Here is a 16,096-nt window from a genome sequence, read left to right on the forward strand (position 1 = left end):
CGCTCCGGCCCCCTCCATCGCGGACGGGGCCGGAGCGTGTGCGGGGCGTCAACAGCCCGAACCCGTGCGCGTCGTTACGGGACGGGAAAGAGACGAGGAGGCGGGGCAAGGCAGGACAGGACGGGATGTCAGGGCTCGTCCCCCGTGGCGAGGGCCGCCGACGCCAGGGCCGTCGCCGGGTCCCGGGCCGCGCCGCCGACGGGGACCCATCGGCCGTGCTCCCTGCGGTACGGCCACCAGCGCCCGTCGGGGTCCAGGCGGAGCTGGTGCGGCGCGCCGACGACGGTCCACCGGTTGGCCCGCGCCCGCAACGAGGGGCGCTCGTCCTCCTCCCAGGCCGACTCCAGTGCCGCACGCGCGCGTGCGAGCGTGTCGCCCTCCACCGCCCACCCCTCCTCGAGCACGGACAGAGCAGCCGCGCCGCCGAGCCGCCACGCGCGTACGGCCACGGCCAGTTCCTCCGGGGTGCGCCCCGAGCCCTCGCCGAGGCGGTCCAGCATGCCCGGTCCGGGATCTCCCGCGGCCAGGCGCACCGCATCCTGCGCCACAGTCGGCTCCGGGCCCACGGCCTGCCGGCCGTGCCCGCTCCGCAGGGCTTCGGCGAGCAGACGGTGGGCCTCCGCCGCCGTCCGCGAGGCCAAGAAGGCCAGGTCGGACGGGTCGACGCCAGGCGGGGGCGCCACCTCCGTCTCCAGGGACGGAGGTACACCCGGACCCACCCGGAGGCCGGGCGGTGCGGGCAACGGAGGCAGCACCTGCCCCACCGCGTACGCCTCGGCGGCGTCCACGCCCTCCGTCCGGGAAGCGACCTCCTCCGCGGGGGCGGAGCCGTGTGTCTGCAAGGCGTCGAGAACGGCGTTCTCCGCACGCCCCCGCATCAGCAGCAGGACGAAGGGGTCCTGGTCCAGCAACCTGGCGACCTGGTAGCAGAGCGCCGCGGTGTGCCCGCAGTGGTCCCAGGCGCCGCAGTCGCACTCCGGTTCCAAGTCGCCCATGCCCGGCAGCAGGTCGATGCCCGCGGCCGCGGCGTCCTCCACCAGATGCGGCGGCATGTCGCGGTCCAGCAGCGCCGCGACATGCCCGGACCGCTCGATCGCCATGTCGACAAAGTGATCCCACTGTGTGTCGGAGAGCTGCTCCAGCAGGACGTCGGCCCGATGCGCCGTACGGTCCCGGTCCTGGACGACCGCGGTGATGCGCCCCGGCCGCACCGAAACCGCGCCTACCGCTCCCGCCCGCGCGAGGCGGCGCCCCGTCTTCACCTGCGCCGTGTCCATCGCCGCGTCCTCCAGCGCCTTCAGCCAGGCGCGGCCCCACCAGGTCTGCGCGAAGCCCCGTCCCTGCGCGGGCGGCAGCGCGAGGAACGTCCGTTCCACGTCGTTGTCGTACCGAGTCATCGCGTACCCCCTCGCAGCTCGACCAGGTCGGCCAGTTCCGCGTCCGTCAGTTCCGTGAGTGCCGCCTCGCCCGTGCCCAGAACGGCGTCGGCGAGTTCCCTCTTGCGGTTCAGCAGCGCGGCGATGCGGTCCTCGATGGTCCCCTCGGCGATCAGCCGGTGCACCTGCACGGGGCGGGTCTGCCCGATGCGGTAGGCACGGTCGGTGGCCTGTGCCTCGACGGCCGGGTTCCACCAGCGGTCGTAGTGCACGACGTGCTCCGCGCGCGTGAGGTTCAGTCCGGTGCCGGCCGCCTTCAGCGACAGAAGGAAGACCGGGACCTCGCCGTCCTGGAACCGCCGCACCAGCGACTCCCGTGCGGTCACGGACGTGCCGCCGTGCAGGAACAGCGACGACACGCCGCGCGCGACCAGATGCTGCTCGAGGAGCCGCGCCATCTGCACGTACTGAGTGAAGACCAGCACGCTCGCCTCCTCGGCGAGGATCGTGTCGAGCAACTCGTCCAGCAGTTCCAGCTTCCCGGAGCGGCCGGTGATCTTCGGCTGGCCCTCCTTCAGGAACTGTGCCGGGTGGTTGCAGATCTGCTTGAGGCTCGTCAGCAGCTTCACGATCATGCCGCGCCGCGCCATGTGATCGGCCCCGGCGATCTCCGCGAGTGCCTCGCGCACCACCGCCTCGTACAGGCCCGTCTGCTCCGGGGTCAGCGATACGGGATGGTCCGTTTCGGTCTTGGGCGGCAGCTCCGGTGCGATTCCGGGGTCCGACTTGCGCCGTCGCAGCAGGAAGGGCCGTACGAGCCGGGCCAGTCGCTCCGCCGCGGCCGGATCCTGTCCGCCCTCGACGGCCTGGGCGTAGTGCCGGCGGAAGGTACCGAGGCGGCCCAGCAGTCCCGGGGTGGCCCAGTCGAGGACGGCCCACAGTTCCGAGAGGTTGTTCTCCACAGGTGTGCCGGTGAGCGCCACACGCGCGCGTGCGCCGATGGTGCGCAGTTGCCGCGCTGTCTCGGAGTACGGGTTCTTCACGTGCTGAGCCTCGTCCGCCACGACCATGCCCCATGGCACGGCGGAGAGCCGGTCGCTGTCCAGACGCATGGTGCCGTAGGTGGTCAGAACGAACTCGCCGTCCGCCAGGTCGTCGAGGTCGCGGCGGGCGCCGTGGAAGCGGCGTACCGGCGTTCCGGGCGCGAACCGCTCGATCTCCCGCTGCCAGTTGCCCATCAGGGAGGTCGGGCAGACCACCAGAGTGGGACCGGCGGCGTCACCGTCCGTCTGCCGGTGCAGATGGAGGGCGATCAGCGTGATGGTCTTCCCGAGCCCCATGTCGTCGGCAAGACAGCAGCCGAGTCCCGAAGACGTCATGCGCACCAGCCAGCCGAGGCCCCGTCGCTGGTAATCGCGCAGCGTGGCGTCGAGGGCTGCGGGCTGCGACACGGCCTCCTGCGCCTCGGGGTCGGCGAGGCGTTCCCGCAGGGTCGCCAGCCACCCCGTGGGGCGCACCTCCACGCGGCGTCCGTCGACCTCCGTCGAGCCCGTCAGGGCCGCGGCGAGCGCGTCGACCGGCGTGACCTTGTGGTCCTGTCGGGCGCGGGCGCGGCGGGCCTCCTCGGGGTCGACGAGCACCCACTGATCGCGCAGGCGCACGACGGGGCGGTTGGCCTCGGCGAGCAGGTCCAACTCCTCGCGCGTGAGGCCCTCGCCGCCCAGGGCGAACGTCCAGTTGAAGGCGAGCAGCGCGTCGGCGGACAGGAACGACGACCCGGCCTCGGACGCGGCCGCACGCGAGGCCGGGTCGCTGTCGGGCGGTCCCACCTCGGCGTGCTCGGTCAGGTCGCGGGCCAGCTCCCTCGGCCAGTGCACGTCGACTCCGGCGCCGGCGAGAGCCCGGGTGCCGACTCCGAGAAGCTCGGTGATCTCTTCGTCGGTGAGCTCGACGGCGTGCGGAACGGCCGCCGACAGCAGGGGCGTGAGGGAGGGCCAGGCCCGTGCCGCCCGGCGCAGGGCCAGCAGGGCGTCCATCCGCGCGCGCGTGCCGAACGCCTCGCCCACGGCGCCGGCCCACACCTGAGCGGTGTCCGCGACGAGTGCGGGATCGCTGACGCTGTGCACCTGGGGCACCACCCGGAACGCCGGCCGGACGTCCGCGGCAGCCGACGCAGACAGCCCTCGCACCTCGACGCGCAGTGACAGCCGCACGCCCGTGTCGTGTGCCGCGGCGACGTCCGAGGCCCACTCACGCAATTCGGGCGACCGCCGGGGCTCCCACGAGGCGAAGGCGGGCCCGGCCGTCAGGAGTTCGGCGGCGGGGGAGCGGGGCAGCGTGTCCGCGACGGCGTCCAGGAAGGATCGCACCAGGCCTTCCGGGTCGGGCAGTCGCAGGGGATCGGTGCCGTCCATCGGGACCGCGTACGCCTCGGGAGGCATGGCGGCGGCGAGATGGCGGACCCGCTCGGTCTCCTCCGCATCCAGTGGGCCCGCGCGCCAGACGTCGTGGTCGGCCGCGGACAGGCCGGGCAGCAACAGCCCGCGCGCCACGAGATGCAGGGCCTCGACGGCGACCGCGCCCCAGAAGACCGACGCCCGGTGGCCGTCGGCGCCGGCACGCGCGCGCGTGAGCACCGGCAGAGCGGCCCGTACCGGCAGCAGCACCGCGGGCACGCTCACCGCTTCCACGCCGTCGCCGTCGGGCAGTACGACCGTCAGGCTTCCCGCAGTCCCCGACGGGAGGGCGCCGGGTGCTTCGCCGTCGGGCCGCCAGAACGCGACCGTGCCGGTGCGGCCCGGGTCGCCGGGCAGGAAAACAGCGCAGCAGCCGACGAGTGCGGAGATCTCGGAGGGAGTGGGAGAAGCGTTCTGCGCAGCGATGATGTATTCCTCAAATTTGACTAGCCGAGACGCGGCGGCCGATCATACCCGATTGTCGGAGCTGCGGGCTGCGATCCAGGTGTGGCATGGGTCACTATTCAATGGGTCACTATTCAGAAGGGGAAGGGCTTCTTCGGTGCCTCTCCGGACTCGGTCGCCGACGAGCTCTCGGGGGCCCGTAGGGGTCGTTCCTCAGGGGGTTCTCAGGGTCGAGGTACGGAACTGCCGGGAGCGCGGGCCCGTTTTCAGGACAGAGAGCGGCAGTGGCCGCGAAGGAGGCGACACCATGTCGAACAACGCCAAGGTCGCAGCGGGGGGTGTGGCGGCCGGACTCATCCTGCTGATCTGGCTGCCCTGGTGGGCTGCCCTGCTGATAGTTCTGGGAGTCCCGGCCGCCGCTTACCTCGCCCTGGACCCCTCCCAGCGGCGCAGGCTGCGCCGTGTCTCGCGCAAGGAGATAGGCCGTTGAAGCGCTAACGCCGCGACGTGGCCGGCTCGGCCAGACCGCAGGAATTGAGCACGTCGCCGCCCGCGGGCTCGCCGACCGTGTGGTCCGCGGGCGGCAGGGTGCCCCGCTCCACCCACCCGGTCAGCGCGTCGAAGGCGGACCGGAAGCAGGGGAGGATCGGCCGCAGCCTGTCGGGATACGTGTCGTACAGCCCGTCGACGTGGGTTCCGCCCCGAATCGTGTAGTAGCGGTGCAGCCCGCCCCGCCCGCTCGCGTCGATCATCCGGGCGTAGACGTCGGAGTCGGCGGCCTTGGGCAACAGGGCGTCCAGATCGCCGTGCAGCGTGATCAGCGGCTTCCCGATGCGTCCGGTCAGTGCCACTCGTGCCACCGCGCGGTGGACGGAGGCAGGGCGTGCCGCGTAGTCGTACGCCGCGTCAGAGGGGCACGGCGCCAGGATCTCCTCGAGTGAGGTCCCGGCGCCGGCCCCGGGGCAGTGGGGGTCGTAGGCCGGGTCGAAGTCGGCCCGGTAGATCTTCTGCGTCACGCCCCAGTAGGCGTTCTCGTGGTATGGCCACAGAAACTCCGACCCGCGTGCGAACCCCACCGCGTACAGATCCTCGTCCCGGGCCGCGCCCAAGGTCCGGGCCACCGCCGCCGGAAGCGAGGTGAGCAGATTGGGGCCGTCGGAGGTCCACAGTGCCCCCTCCCAGTCCACGCCGCCGTCGTAGAGCTCGGGGTGGTTCTCCAGCTGCCAGCGGGTGAGATAGCCGCCGTTGGAGATGCCGGCGACGTACGTGCGCCGTGGCGCGCGTCCGTAGCGCTGCGCGGCGACCCGCCGGGCGGCCCGGGTGAGCTGGGTGGTCCGTGTGTTCCACTCGGCGACCGCGTCTCCGGGGTGCTTGCCGTCCCGGTAGAAGTCCGTTCCGCTGTTGCCCTTGTCGGTCGCGGCGTAGGCGTACCCCTGCGCCAGTACGCGGTCGGAGATCGCCTTGTCCATGGCGTACTGCTTGCGGGTGCCCGGTGCCCCCGTCACCACCAGGCCGCCGTTCCAGTGATCCGGCAGCCGGATCACGAACTGGGCGTCGTGCCGCCAGCCGTGCGTGGCATTGAAATGCGAGGAATCCGGGAAGTACCCGTCGACCTGGATGCCGGGAACCCCGGACGGCGTCCTGGTGCCGCCAGCCGTCAGCCCGGCCTGGTCCGCGAGGTCGGTGTACGGGGTCCCCGCCAGCCCCGTGGTCGTCAGATCGCCCAGGCAGGCGCTGCGCTGAACAGCCGCGCCCGGTACCCGCACATGCTCCTTCCGGGCGCAGTGTGTGCCGGCGTCGGCCGCGGCGGCGGTGGGAGACGGTCCGGTGAGCGCGACGGCGGTCAGAGCGGCGGCGAGAAACGGGACACCACGGGACAGACGCATCGGGTCCTCCGAGCACGACGGGGAAGTGGAGCTGAGGGCTGCCCCATCGTGCGGGCCCACCACGACCTGTTCCATGGGCCGGCGCCACATGCGCGGAGGGCGGACCATGGCGGTTGAAGACAGCCGGGGACCCGTGGTTCCTCGGCTCCCGGCGGTGGAACGCCTTCCCTGTCCCCGCTCAGCTCGGCCGTACGGCCATCTTGTCGAGGGCCGCCAGGAGTCCGGGCAGCGACGGTCCACGCCCCACCGGCAGCACCTCACCGGGCTCCTCGTCGAGCAGGATGAACGCGATGTCGTCGGTCCTGGCGACGAGCGACCAGCCGGGGCCGTCCGCACGCAGCGTCCGTGCGTCCCCCGGCGCGAACGACGACCGGACCCGGCCGAGCGGCGGCGGCGTGTCGACGTAGGCGCGGGCCTCCGCGAGAACCCGCCGGACGCCGTCGTGCCCGGAGGTCCCCGCGACCGTCCGGTCGTCCGTGGCGACGGCCCCGCCCACGGCGGCCTGCGCGCCCTCGCCGGTGCTCGCATCGGCTACACCGTCGCCGTCGGGGGCGTCGGCCGCGGAACCGGTGGCGCCGCCCGGCGTCGGGAACTCCGCGTCGTCGATCTGCTCCCGCCACTGTGCCCACTGCAGGGCGATCTCGTCGGCACCCAGACGGCGCTGAGCCGGACCCCAGACAGTGGTGTCCGGCGGGCACAGAGCGGGCTGGTCGGCGGACTCGGGCCCCGGGTCGTGCGGCACGGGCACACCGGGTGCCGCCACAGCGACCGCGAGAGGCCAGCCGGGCAGCGCGGTGACGACCGTACGCTCGTCCGGAGACAGGTCGTACTCCATGCCGCAGTCCCAGGACGCCACGGCGACGGCGACCAGGGAGACGTCGTCGACGACGACGGTCCACCGGGCGCCGTCACTGTCCTGACCGAGTACCAGGCCGTAGCCGTCGGCCAGCGGTGGGAGACCGAGCGCGGCGCACGCCTCCGGGTAGTCGTCGCCCAGCACACTCGGAAACTTCGCCGGCGTCAGCAGCACCGCCGTGAGCACATAGAGCGCATCGTCCGCGGCGGCGACGGTGTCCTCGTCCGTCCCGGCCATCCCAGCCTCCCCATCGGTTCGTCCAATGGCGGGCACCCTAGTGTGCCCGGGAAGCCCTTGTCACGACTCCCAGACGCACCCGAGCTGCAGCTTTCCGGTTGGACAGGGGCGAATCGACCGCTCGGCGCCGAGGAACGACACTCAGGTCACCGGCAGCCCCAGGAGTGCGCGGGCCACGTCCCGCGGGGGCTCGTCCCGTTCCCGCGCGAGTGCGATCACGGCCCGGCACGCCAGTTCGTTGACCCCGAAGGACAGGGCCTCCGGCGACACCCGGCCCGCCGCCTCGTCGATCCGGTCCTGGTCGTCGTCCACACACGCCGAGACGTAGGCGGCAGCGGCCTCGAACAGGTTGTGCGAACGCGGCCCGCCCCCCGCACCCCCCTCCTTGGACGCTTCCGTGCGCCGAGCGGTACGAGATCTTTCCCAAGCCTCGCGGATCCTGCCGAACAAGTGGACCACCCTCCCCTTGCGATCACCCTGTCTGACGGTACATCTCCTGCTGCTCAACGTAGAGTTGAAGTTCCGACGGCAGAAGGGGGCGACGATGGTGCGGCGCTTCGAACTACTGGCACGGATCAGGCGCATGGATCCCTACGAGAACGCCTCGGAGATCTACCGGCTGTCCTCCGCCCATGAGTTCCCCTGGGATTTCGCCCGCGCCCTGGAGTTGGCGCTCTACCGTACCTACGCCGTGCCGAGCATCGGCCGGCTGCTCGCCGAGACGGCGGAGTTCACCGAACGGCCCCAGAAGCGGTACGACGACACGGCGCTGCTGCTCGACGCCGTCGTCGAGCACGGCTTCGACAGCGAGCAGGGCCGCACGGCGATCCGGCGCATCAACCGGATGCACCGCAGCTACGACATCACCAACGACGACATGCGGTACGTCCTGTGCACGTTCGTCGTGATCCCCAAACGCTGGATCGACGCCTATGGATGGCGCCGGTTGTCGCGCCACGAGACCGTCGCCTCCGCCGTCCACTACCGCACCCTGGGCCGGCACATGGGCATCAAGGACATTCCCGGTTCCTACGAGGAGTTCGAAGCCTGTCTCGACGCCTACGAGGAGGCCCACTTCGCCTGGGACGAGGGCGGGCGTCGCGTCTCCGACGCCACACTCGACCTCATGGCCTCCTGGTATCCGCGCCCCCTCGCACCGCTCCTGCGCGCCGGGACCCTCGCCCTGCTCGACGAGCCCCTCCTGCGGGCCTTCGGTTACGCCCCTCCGAGCCCCGTCACCCGCGCGGTCGTGCGCCGCGCCGTCAGGCTGCGCGGGCGCGCGGTCCGCCTGCTGCCGCCGAGGCGTGCTCCGCACCATGCCCGTCAGAACAGGGAGATCAAGGGCTATCCGAAGGGCTACCGGCTGGCGGAGCTGGGCACCCGCCCGGTCCCCGGCGCCCGGGGCTGCCCGGTCCGCGACATCGACACGTCAGCCGTCGAGTGAAGCGATCGTCTCGCGCAGCCAGCTGAGTTCGGCACGTGAGGTGGCCCGCGCGACGGGCAGGACGCCATGCCGGAACGGGTCGTCCAGCTCCTCGGCACTCAGTGGCCGGTCGCCGTCGGCGCAACTCCCGCCGGCCCTCCTCGGTGAGCGTGAGAACGTGACGCGGCGCGGCCACGGAGCCGGGCTGCGTGGTCCGCGCGAGGAGGCCCGCCTTCTCCAGGCGTTCGATCGCCTCCTACAAGGAGGACGATTTCGTCGACGGCGGCCACGCGCGCGTGCTGGAGGACGTCGGCCCCCGGTGGGCGGCGACGATGCGGCTGGCCGATCCCCGCGCCATGCACCGCTCCGCCGTCGGGCTCTGCCGGGGATCGGATCCTGTCACGCGCATGCTTCTCGAGGGGCTCGCGATGGAGCGTGTGTACCTTCAGAGCGAACTCAGTGGTGAACTGGAGGGCCGGGAGGCCCTGGAAGCAGCGGACGTGCGCGTGACGACCGCGCCGGGAGCCGGGCACAACGTCATGCTCGACCGCCCCGACGCGTTAGCGGCGGTGGTCGACGGGCGGGACTGACTCAGCCCGCGCGGACCGCCAGGGCCAGGAAACGGGCGTCCTCGTCGACGTATGCCGTCATGTCCCACCCGGAACCGGCCAGCAGCGGGCGGAGGTTGGGCTCGGCACGCAGGTCGCCCGGAGTGAGCTGCCGCCCCTGCCGGGCCGCGAGCGCCGCCCGGCCGATCGGGTGGAAGAGCGCCAGCACACCACCGGGACGCACGACGCGGGCCAACTCCTGCAGATTTCCGGCCGGGTCGGGCAGGTGGGCGATGAGACCCGCAGCGAAGACCGCGTCGAGCGACCGCGAACGCAGCGGCAGCGCGGCCACGTCGGTCAGCAGCAGGCGCCCGTCACGGTCCCTCCCGGCCCGTACGGCGGCCCGAAGCATGGCAGGCGTCAGATCGGCGCCGACGACCAGCCCCGACGGCCCCACCGCCGCACGCAAAGGGGACAGGGCGCGCCCGGTGCCGCACCCCGCGTCCAGCACGCGATCACCTTTCCGAAGTCCGAGTTCGGCGACCGCGGCCGCGTAGGCCGGTCCGTCGTCGGGGAACCGGCGGTCCCAGTCGGCGGCCCGGGAACCGAAGAATTCCTGCACGTGCGTGTGGTCGTCGCTCATGCTTCGCATGATCCCCCCGAGAGCGCGGATGATGCCGCAGCGCACACGTTCGAGCATGACGCGATCGTTCCAGCGCTCCTCTGCGTCAGATAGCAACACCTTTCGAAATGCGCCCCCGTTGTGCGCCCGTTCCGGGACTACCGTCCCGGGGCCATGGGACACCTGCACCACGCCGCCCTGGGCTGGCTGACCCCCGCGCTGTCGTACGCGATGGCCTGTACCGGCGCAGCCCTCGGGCTGCGCTGCACCGTGCGCGCCCTGGCCGCCACCGGGCGCACGCGCCGCAACTGGCTCCTGACCGCGGCCTCGGCGATCGGCACGGGCATCTGGACGATGCACTTCGTCGCCATGCTCGGCTTCCGGGTCAGCGGCACCGACATCAGATACGACGTACCGCTCACCCTCGTGAGTCTGCTCGTCGCCGTACTCGTCGTCTGCGCCGGCGTCTTCGCCGTCGGCTACGGCCGCAACCGTGCGCGAGCACTCATGCTCGGCGGTCTCACCACGGGGCTCGGCGTCGCGAGCATGCACTATCTGGGCATGGCGGCCATGCGCCTGCACGGCGAGGTGAGCTACGACCCGGTACGCGTGGGACTCTCCGTGCTCATAGCCGTCGCAGCCGCCACCGCGGCCCTGTGGGCGGCGCTCAACACCGAGTCGCCCCTCGCGGTCACCATCGCCTCACTGACCATGGGAGCGGCGGTGAGCAGCATGCACTACACGGGCATGTACGCGGTGAGCGTGCGGGTCACGCCCTCCGGCGAGGCGCTGTCCGGGGCCACGGCGATGCAGTTCATCTTCCCCCTCGCCGTAGGCCTCGGGTCCTACCTCTTCCTGACATCGGCCTTCGTCGCGCTGTCGCCGACGGCCGGGGAGCACGGGGCGTCCGCCTCGGCCCGGCAACACCAGCCCGCTGGGACCACCACCGCCCCGTAACGGCGGATCCGGGCGTCAGGGCCCGGCGACAGCGCACCGACCCCGTCCCGAGCGAGGAGGCCATGCGTCCACCCCGTACCAGCCCCGCCCGTACCGTGCCCGAAGCAGGCGCCCGGACGCCGCCCCAGCCGCCCCTGCGCGGCCGTCGCGCGCACGCCGGACCACCGGCGGACGAGGGCCCGGCGGAGCCCGCGGGCGAGGCACCCAAGACACCCGACGCGCCCGCCACGCGCGCGTGGCGCGGGCGCGTACAGCCCCGCACCGTGCGCGCCAGGGTCATCTGCCTCCTGATGGTGCCCGTCGTCTCCCTGCTGGCCCTGTGGGCCTACGCCACCGTCACCACCGCACAGGACATCTCCCGGCTGCGGCAGGTTCAGCGCGTGGACGCCCGCGTCCGGGCGCCCGTCAGCGCCGCCGTCGCCGCCCTGCAGGCCGAGCGGTACGCAGCCGTCCGCCACGCCACCGATCCGTCGTCGGTGCCCGGCGCCGACTACCGGGAACTGTCCGCGCGCACCGACCGCGCGGTCGGGGAACTGCGGCTCGGCGACCGCCACACCGTCGCCGACGGCGAGGAACTGCCCGCCGGAGCGGCCCGGCGGCTCGAGGCGTTCGTCAGCGGCGCCGAACGGCTGGCGTCGCTGCGTACCGCCGTACTCGACCACCGCGCGGACTGGGAGGAGGCCTACCGCCGGTACACGGCGGCCATCTCGGCGGCCTTCCCCGTGGGCGGTGCGCTGAGCGACGTCCAGGACGCCGGTCCGGGATCCGACGCACGCGTGCTGGTCGAGTTCGCCCGCGCGGGTGAGGCACTGGCCCAGGAGGACGCCCTGCTGGCCGGCGCCCGCCTGGCCGACGGGCTCGGCGGGGAGCGGCTGCGCCTGTTCACCGGCGCCGTCGACACGCGCCGCACGCTGACCGAGTCCGCCGTCACCGATCTGCGCGGCTCCGAGCGCGCCGCCTGGCAGGAACTGGCCGGCAGCAGCGCGTACATGACCGTGGGTGCGACGGAGGACCGGCTGCTCGACATCGGTTCGCAGGGACAGCCGGTCGAGGCCACGGCGCCCCGGTCCACCTGGAACGGCGCACACGCGCGCGTGCGTGACGGCATGCGGGCGATCGAGCAGGACGCCGGACGCGCGGTCGCCGACCGGGCCGACCCGTTCACCCGCGGTGTGCTCACTCCGGCCGGGGCCGCGGTCCTGTTCGGCCTCCTCGCCGTCGCCGCGTCACTCGTCATCTCCGTCCGCATCGGCCGTGGCCTGGTGGTCGAACTGGTGAGCCTGCGCGACAGCGCTCTGGAGATCGCCCGGCACAAACTCCCCGATGCGATGCGCAGGCTCCGCGCGGGAGAAGAGATGGACATCCGGTCCGAGGCGCCGCCGCTGCCGCACGCCGAGGACGAGGCAGGGCAGGTCGCCGAGGCGCTGGCCACCGTGCACCGGGCCGCCCTGCGCGCCGCCGTGGAACGCGCCGAACTCGCCGGTGGCATCGCCGGGGTGTTCGTCAACCTCGCCCGCCGCAGCCAGATCCTCGTCCACCGTCAACTGAGCCTCCTGGACAGCATGGAACGCCGTTCCGACGACCCGAACGAACTCAGTGACCTCTTCCGGCTCGACCACCTCACCACTCGCATGCGGCGCCACGCCGAAAGCCTGATCATCCTCTCCGGCGCGGCGCCAGGACGGGCCTGGCGCATGCCGGTCTCCCTGACCGACGTGGTCCGTGCCGCCGTCTCCGAAGTCGAGGACTACGCGCGCGTGGAGGTACGACAGCTCCCCGGGGCATCCGTCGTCGGCGCGGCCGTCGCCGACGTCACCCACCTCCTGGCCGAGATCATCGAGAACGCCGCCCAGTTCTCGCCACCCCACACGCGCGTGCGGGTCACCGGTGAACCCGTCGGCAACGGCTACGCGATCGAGGTCGAGGACCGCGGCCTCGGCATGGGCAAGGACACCCTCGCCGAGGCCAACCAACGCATCACACGGTCCGAGACGCTCGACCTGTTCGAGAGCGACCGGCTCGGCCTGTTCGTCGTCAGCCGGCTCGCCGCCCGGCAGGACATCAAGGTGCACCTCAAGACCTCCCCCTACGGCGGCACCACCGCAGTCGTCCTGCTGCCCACCGCGCTCCTGCACACCGAAACGGCGGCAACTCCTCCCGGGGCGGCACACGAGGCGGCCCGGCCCGAGGAGCGCCTGCACGCGCGCGTGTCCGACGTCGGCGGTCGGCAGGAGCCCGTTCCCGCACCGGTCGACCGGCCTGCGCTGACGTCCGCCCTACCGGCGGCGACGAGCACCACCACGACGGGCAGGCCTCCGGGAGCCCCGGCCCTGCGACTGCACCGATCCTCTGACGCTCCCGACGCTCCCGACGCCGCCGACGCCTCCGCGCAGAGGGAAGGTATTCACCCGCCGCAGCCGACAGGGGAGTCCGACGACCTTCCCCGGCGCGTACGGCAGGCCAGCCTCGCCCCCCAACTGCGCGACGGGAGCCCCGCGGAACCGCCGGCGCGCCCCGGCCGGCTGCGCGGTGACGAGGAGCGCACCCCCGTGGCCGTGCGGGACCGCATGGCCGCATACCGCGACGGCTGGTCGCGCGGCGGCGGCCGTCGTCCCGGCCGGCCGGTACCGCCGCAGCCGCCGTCCGGCAACAGCACCGAAGGAGACCCCGCATGATCCAGGATCCCGGCACGGGGACCACCCGGCGGACCCGTGAACTCGACTGGCTGCTGGACGACCTGGTCGTACGCGTACACGACGTGCGGCACGCCGTGGTGCTGTCGAACGACGGACTCGCCGTCGGAGCGTCGAACGGACTCGACCGCGAAGACGCCGAACACCTTGCCGCCGTCGCTTCCGGCTTCCACAGCCTGGCCAAGGGAGCGGGCCGGCACTTCGGTGCCGGCGGCGTGCGCCAGACCATGGTTGAAATGGACGACGGGTTCCTCTTCGTGGCCGCCGCGGGGGACGGCTCCTGCATCGCCGTCCTCACCGGCGTGACCGCCGACATCGGTCTCGTGGCCTACGAGATGGCACGGCTGGTGAGACGCGTGGGCGAGCACCTCCGCACCGCGCCACGTGCCGCCGCCCGGCCGCCCTTCGGCCGATGACCCGGAAGGGCCTCACGGATGACCGACGACGACATGACGGGTGGCGGCCGGGAAGGGCCGGGCAGCCAGTGGTACGACAACGAGGCCGGACCCCTCGTCCGCCCCTACGCGATGACCGGCGGCCGCACCCGGCCGGGCCCCACGGGAGTGCGGTTCGATCTGATCGCCCTCGTCACGCGCGCAGTCGGCGCACCGGACGTCGACGACTGCGCGCTCGGACCGGAACACCGGACACTGATCGACCTGTGCCGCACGGAAACCCAGTCGGTCGCCGAGCTCTCCGCCGACTCGGATCTGCCCGTGGGTGTCGTCAGGGTGCTCCTCGGTGACCTGGTGGAACTGGGTTGCGTGACCGTCAGCCGCCCCGTGCCGCCGGCGCAGTTGCCCGACGAACGGATCCTGCGCGAAGTGATCGACGGACTGCGCGCACTGTAGGGAAGGCCGAAAGACCATGTCCGGCACGCACGTGCACCACCACCCGCACCGAGAGAAGTGATCGATGGTCACCGAACGCTCCGACGCCGTGGACGGCGACGACACGACCGCGCTGGCCCTGAAGATCCTGGTCGCCGGAGGGTTCGGCGTGGGCAAGACAACCCTGGTGGGCGCGGTCAGCGAGATCAGGCCGCTGCGCACGGAGGAACTGCTCAGCGAGGCCGGCCAGCTGGTGGACGACACCGACGGCATCGACCGGAAGGTGACCACGACCGTCGCCATGGACTTCGGCCGCATCACCATCCGCTCCGGACTCTCCCTGTACCTCTTCGGCACCCCTGGGCAGGACCGGTTCTGGTTCCTCTGGGACGAACTGGCACAGGGCGCGCTCGGCGCCGTCGTCCTCGCGGACACCCGGCGCCTGGCGGCCTGCTTTCCCGCGGTGGACTACTTCGAACACCGGCACATCCCGTTCGTGGTGGCCGTGAACTGCTTCACGGGAGCACGCCACCACGACGCCCACAGCGTACTGCGCGCTCTCGACCTCGACCCGGGAACGCCCGTGGTGCTGTGTGACGCCAGGGACCGGGACTCGGGCAAGGAGGTGCTGATCCGGCTCGTCGAGTACGCGGGGCGGATGCACACCGCCCGGCTCCTCGACTCCGTCCGCTGACCGGACCGGCGCCCACGACAGACAGCGCTCAGTCCGCCACCGACTTCTGGGCGAGGACCTTCTCCACGGTGACACGGACGAGGAGTTCCCCCGGGACACCGTTGCGTGCCCCGAACTCCTCGGCGCGTTCCTCACCCATGTACCGGGCAGCGATGCGGGCGGCCCAGTGCCGCAGTTCACCGAGGTCCTCCGAGATCCGCGCACGCCCCTGCAGCACGACGAAGTCGAAGGGCGGCCGGTCGTCGTCCACACACAGGGCGATGCGGCCGTCACGGACCAGATTGCGCCCCTTCACCGTCTCCTTGCCGGTGTTGAACACCAGGTCGTCCCCGTCCAGCAGGAACCAGACGGGCGCCACATGCGGGCTGCCGTCGGCCCGAACGGTCGAGAGCTTTCCGGTGCGGGTGCCGTCCGAGACGAACGCCCGCCATTCCTCATCGGTCATCTTCTGTGCCATGCCCCCATCCTCCTTGCCCGGAGCACGGGCGTGGTGAAGGCTGGCGGACGGATCCCCCGGCCAGGGGGAGGCAACGCGTACGGGGAGACACGGGGAGATATCGGACCATGGTGCAGAACCAGGGACTGGGCTGGCTGCTTGACGACCTGACGGCGCGTGTCGAACACGTACGGCACGCGTTGGTCCTGTCCAACGACGGATTGGTGACCGGAGCGAGTACGGGCCTGCGACGCGAGGACGCCGAGCACCTCGCCGCCGTCTCGTCCGGACTGCACAGCCTGGCCAAGGGCTCGGGCCGCCACTTCGGCGCCGGTCAGGTACGGCAGACGATGGTCGAGTTCGACGACGCCGTGCTGTTCGTCACCGCGGCGGGTTCGGGCAGCTGCCTGTGTGTGCTCAGTGGGGCGGAGGCCGACATCGGGCAGATCGCGTACGAGATGACACTGCTCGTGAACCGAGTGGGTGAGCACCTCGACGTCGATGCGCGGCAGCCGGGACGCATATCGCCGACCGAGCTCTGACCTGCGTTTTCGGTGCGCCGACGGGGTCGGACGGAGGGTTTTCCACAGGCCTGCCACGGATGTCGCGGCTGCGGCTACGGTTTTGTGTCAGCGGGTGCGAACGGCACCTGCTGCCACACACTCCACGGGGGAGAC

The 16,096-nt window shown here is 72.3% G+C and carries 15 protein-coding genes and 2 pseudogenes; 9 read left to right on the plus strand and 8 right to left on the minus strand.

Annotation, left to right across the window (positions count from 1 at the left end; genetic code table 11):
• Window positions 1-128: 128 nt before the first annotated feature.
• Together ABS735_RS12285 and ABS735_RS12290 are read right to left on the minus strand one after the other, a co-directional pair.
• Complete coding sequence (locus ABS735_RS12285) at window positions 129-1,397, minus strand: SWF or SNF family helicase (protein ID WP_373906014.1); 1,269 nt, start codon at window positions 1,395-1,397, stop codon at window positions 129-131.
• The gene (locus ABS735_RS12290) at window positions 1,394-4,258 is read right to left on the minus strand and encodes a DEAD/DEAH box helicase (protein WP_373906222.1); all 2,865 of its coding nucleotides are present in this window, start codon (window positions 4,256-4,258) and stop codon (window positions 1,394-1,396) included. Before ABS735_RS12290 ends, ABS735_RS12285 begins: the two co-directional genes overlap by 4 nt.
• A gap of 286 nt (window positions 4,259-4,544) precedes the next feature.
• On the opposite strand from ABS735_RS12290, the gene ABS735_RS12295 reads away from it, so the two are divergent.
• The gene (locus ABS735_RS12295) at window positions 4,545-4,727 is read left to right on the plus strand and encodes a hypothetical protein (protein WP_061446050.1); all 183 of its coding nucleotides are present in this window, start codon (window positions 4,545-4,547) and stop codon (window positions 4,725-4,727) included.
• Between the two features lie 4 nt (window positions 4,728-4,731).
• On the opposite strand, the gene ABS735_RS12300 is transcribed toward ABS735_RS12295, so the two are convergent.
• The 3 genes from ABS735_RS12300 to ABS735_RS12310 all read right to left on the minus strand — a co-directional run bounded on the left by ABS735_RS12300 (window position 4,732) and on the right by ABS735_RS12310 (window position 7,666).
• The gene (locus ABS735_RS12300; RefSeq protein WP_373906013.1) at window positions 4,732-6,123 is read right to left on the minus strand and encodes a tannase/feruloyl esterase family alpha/beta hydrolase; all 1,392 of its coding nucleotides are present in this window, start codon (window positions 6,121-6,123) and stop codon (window positions 4,732-4,734) included.
• Window positions 6,124-6,301: 178 nt separating this feature from the next.
• Window positions 6,302-7,216, minus strand: a complete 915-nt coding sequence (locus tag ABS735_RS12305; RefSeq protein WP_373906012.1) for a hypothetical protein — start codon at window positions 7,214-7,216, stop codon at window positions 6,302-6,304.
• Between the two features lie 141 nt (window positions 7,217-7,357).
• Entirely contained in the window at window positions 7,358-7,666 is a 309-nt protein-coding gene (locus tag ABS735_RS12310) for a hypothetical protein (protein ID WP_373906011.1), read from the minus strand.
• A 94-nt stretch (window positions 7,667-7,760) separates the two neighbouring features.
• Between ABS735_RS12310 and ABS735_RS12315 the strand changes: the two genes are divergently transcribed.
• On the plus strand, window positions 7,761-8,660 hold the full coding sequence (locus ABS735_RS12315; RefSeq protein ID WP_373906010.1) for an oxygenase MpaB family protein: 900 nt from the start codon (window positions 7,761-7,763) through the stop codon (window positions 8,658-8,660).
• On the opposite strand, the pseudogene ABS735_RS12320 reads toward ABS735_RS12315, so the two are convergent.
• Window positions 8,646-8,892: pseudogene (locus ABS735_RS12320) on the minus strand (PadR family transcriptional regulator); the annotation flags it as partial. The gene ABS735_RS12315 and the pseudogene ABS735_RS12320 overlap by 15 nt on opposite strands.
• Here ABS735_RS12320 and ABS735_RS12325 point away from each other — a divergent pair.
• A pseudogene (locus tag ABS735_RS12325) lies at window positions 8,888-9,229 on the plus strand (alpha/beta fold hydrolase); the annotation flags it as partial. The pseudogenes ABS735_RS12320 and ABS735_RS12325 overlap by 5 nt on opposite strands.
• 1 nt (window position 9,230) lies before the next feature.
• On the opposite strand, the gene ABS735_RS12330 reads toward ABS735_RS12325, so the two are convergent.
• Window positions 9,231-9,830, minus strand: coding sequence for a class I SAM-dependent methyltransferase (locus ABS735_RS12330; RefSeq protein WP_373906009.1), 600 nt, complete (start codon window positions 9,828-9,830; stop codon window positions 9,231-9,233).
• 153 nt (window positions 9,831-9,983) lie between these two features.
• Here ABS735_RS12330 and ABS735_RS12335 point away from each other — a divergent pair, with 153 nt between their 5' ends.
• From ABS735_RS12335 to ABS735_RS12355, 5 genes are all read left to right on the plus strand, one after another.
• Window positions 9,984-10,766 carry an MHYT domain-containing protein gene (locus ABS735_RS12335; RefSeq protein ID WP_373906008.1) on the plus strand — a complete coding sequence of 261 codons (783 nt, stop codon included), beginning with the start codon at window positions 9,984-9,986 and terminating at the stop codon, window positions 10,764-10,766.
• A 62-nt stretch (window positions 10,767-10,828) separates the two neighbouring features.
• Entirely contained in the window at window positions 10,829-13,441 is a 2,613-nt protein-coding gene (locus tag ABS735_RS12340) for a sensor histidine kinase (RefSeq protein ID WP_373906007.1), read from the plus strand.
• Window positions 13,438-13,875 (plus strand): roadblock/LC7 domain-containing protein, encoded by a 438-nt coding sequence (locus ABS735_RS12345; protein ID WP_373906006.1) that lies wholly within the window; start codon window positions 13,438-13,440, stop codon window positions 13,873-13,875. The genes ABS735_RS12340 and ABS735_RS12345 overlap by 4 nt, the downstream gene beginning before the upstream one ends.
• 18 nt (window positions 13,876-13,893) lie before the next feature.
• The gene (locus ABS735_RS12350; protein ID WP_373906005.1) at window positions 13,894-14,310 is read left to right on the plus strand and encodes a DUF742 domain-containing protein; all 417 of its coding nucleotides are present in this window, start codon (window positions 13,894-13,896) and stop codon (window positions 14,308-14,310) included.
• Between the two features lie 64 nt (window positions 14,311-14,374).
• Window positions 14,375-14,983 carry a GTP-binding protein gene (locus ABS735_RS12355; protein WP_373906004.1) on the plus strand — a complete coding sequence of 203 codons (609 nt, stop codon included), beginning with the start codon at window positions 14,375-14,377 and terminating at the stop codon, window positions 14,981-14,983.
• Window positions 14,984-15,011: 28 nt separating this feature from the next.
• Here ABS735_RS12355 and ABS735_RS12360 read toward each other — a convergent pair whose 3' ends face one another.
• Window positions 15,012-15,440, minus strand: a complete 429-nt coding sequence (locus ABS735_RS12360; protein WP_373906003.1) for a PPOX class F420-dependent oxidoreductase — start codon at window positions 15,438-15,440, stop codon at window positions 15,012-15,014.
• Between the two features lie 107 nt (window positions 15,441-15,547).
• On the opposite strand from ABS735_RS12360, the gene ABS735_RS12365 reads away from it, so the two are divergent.
• Entirely contained in the window at window positions 15,548-15,961 is a 414-nt protein-coding gene (locus tag ABS735_RS12365; RefSeq protein ID WP_264331412.1) for a roadblock/LC7 domain-containing protein, read from the plus strand.
• Window positions 15,962-16,096 lie beyond the last annotated feature (135 nt).

This window comes from Streptomyces sp. MMCC 100 (assembly GCF_041538145.2).
Classification (GTDB): domain Bacteria; phylum Actinomycetota; class Actinomycetes; order Streptomycetales; family Streptomycetaceae; genus Streptomyces.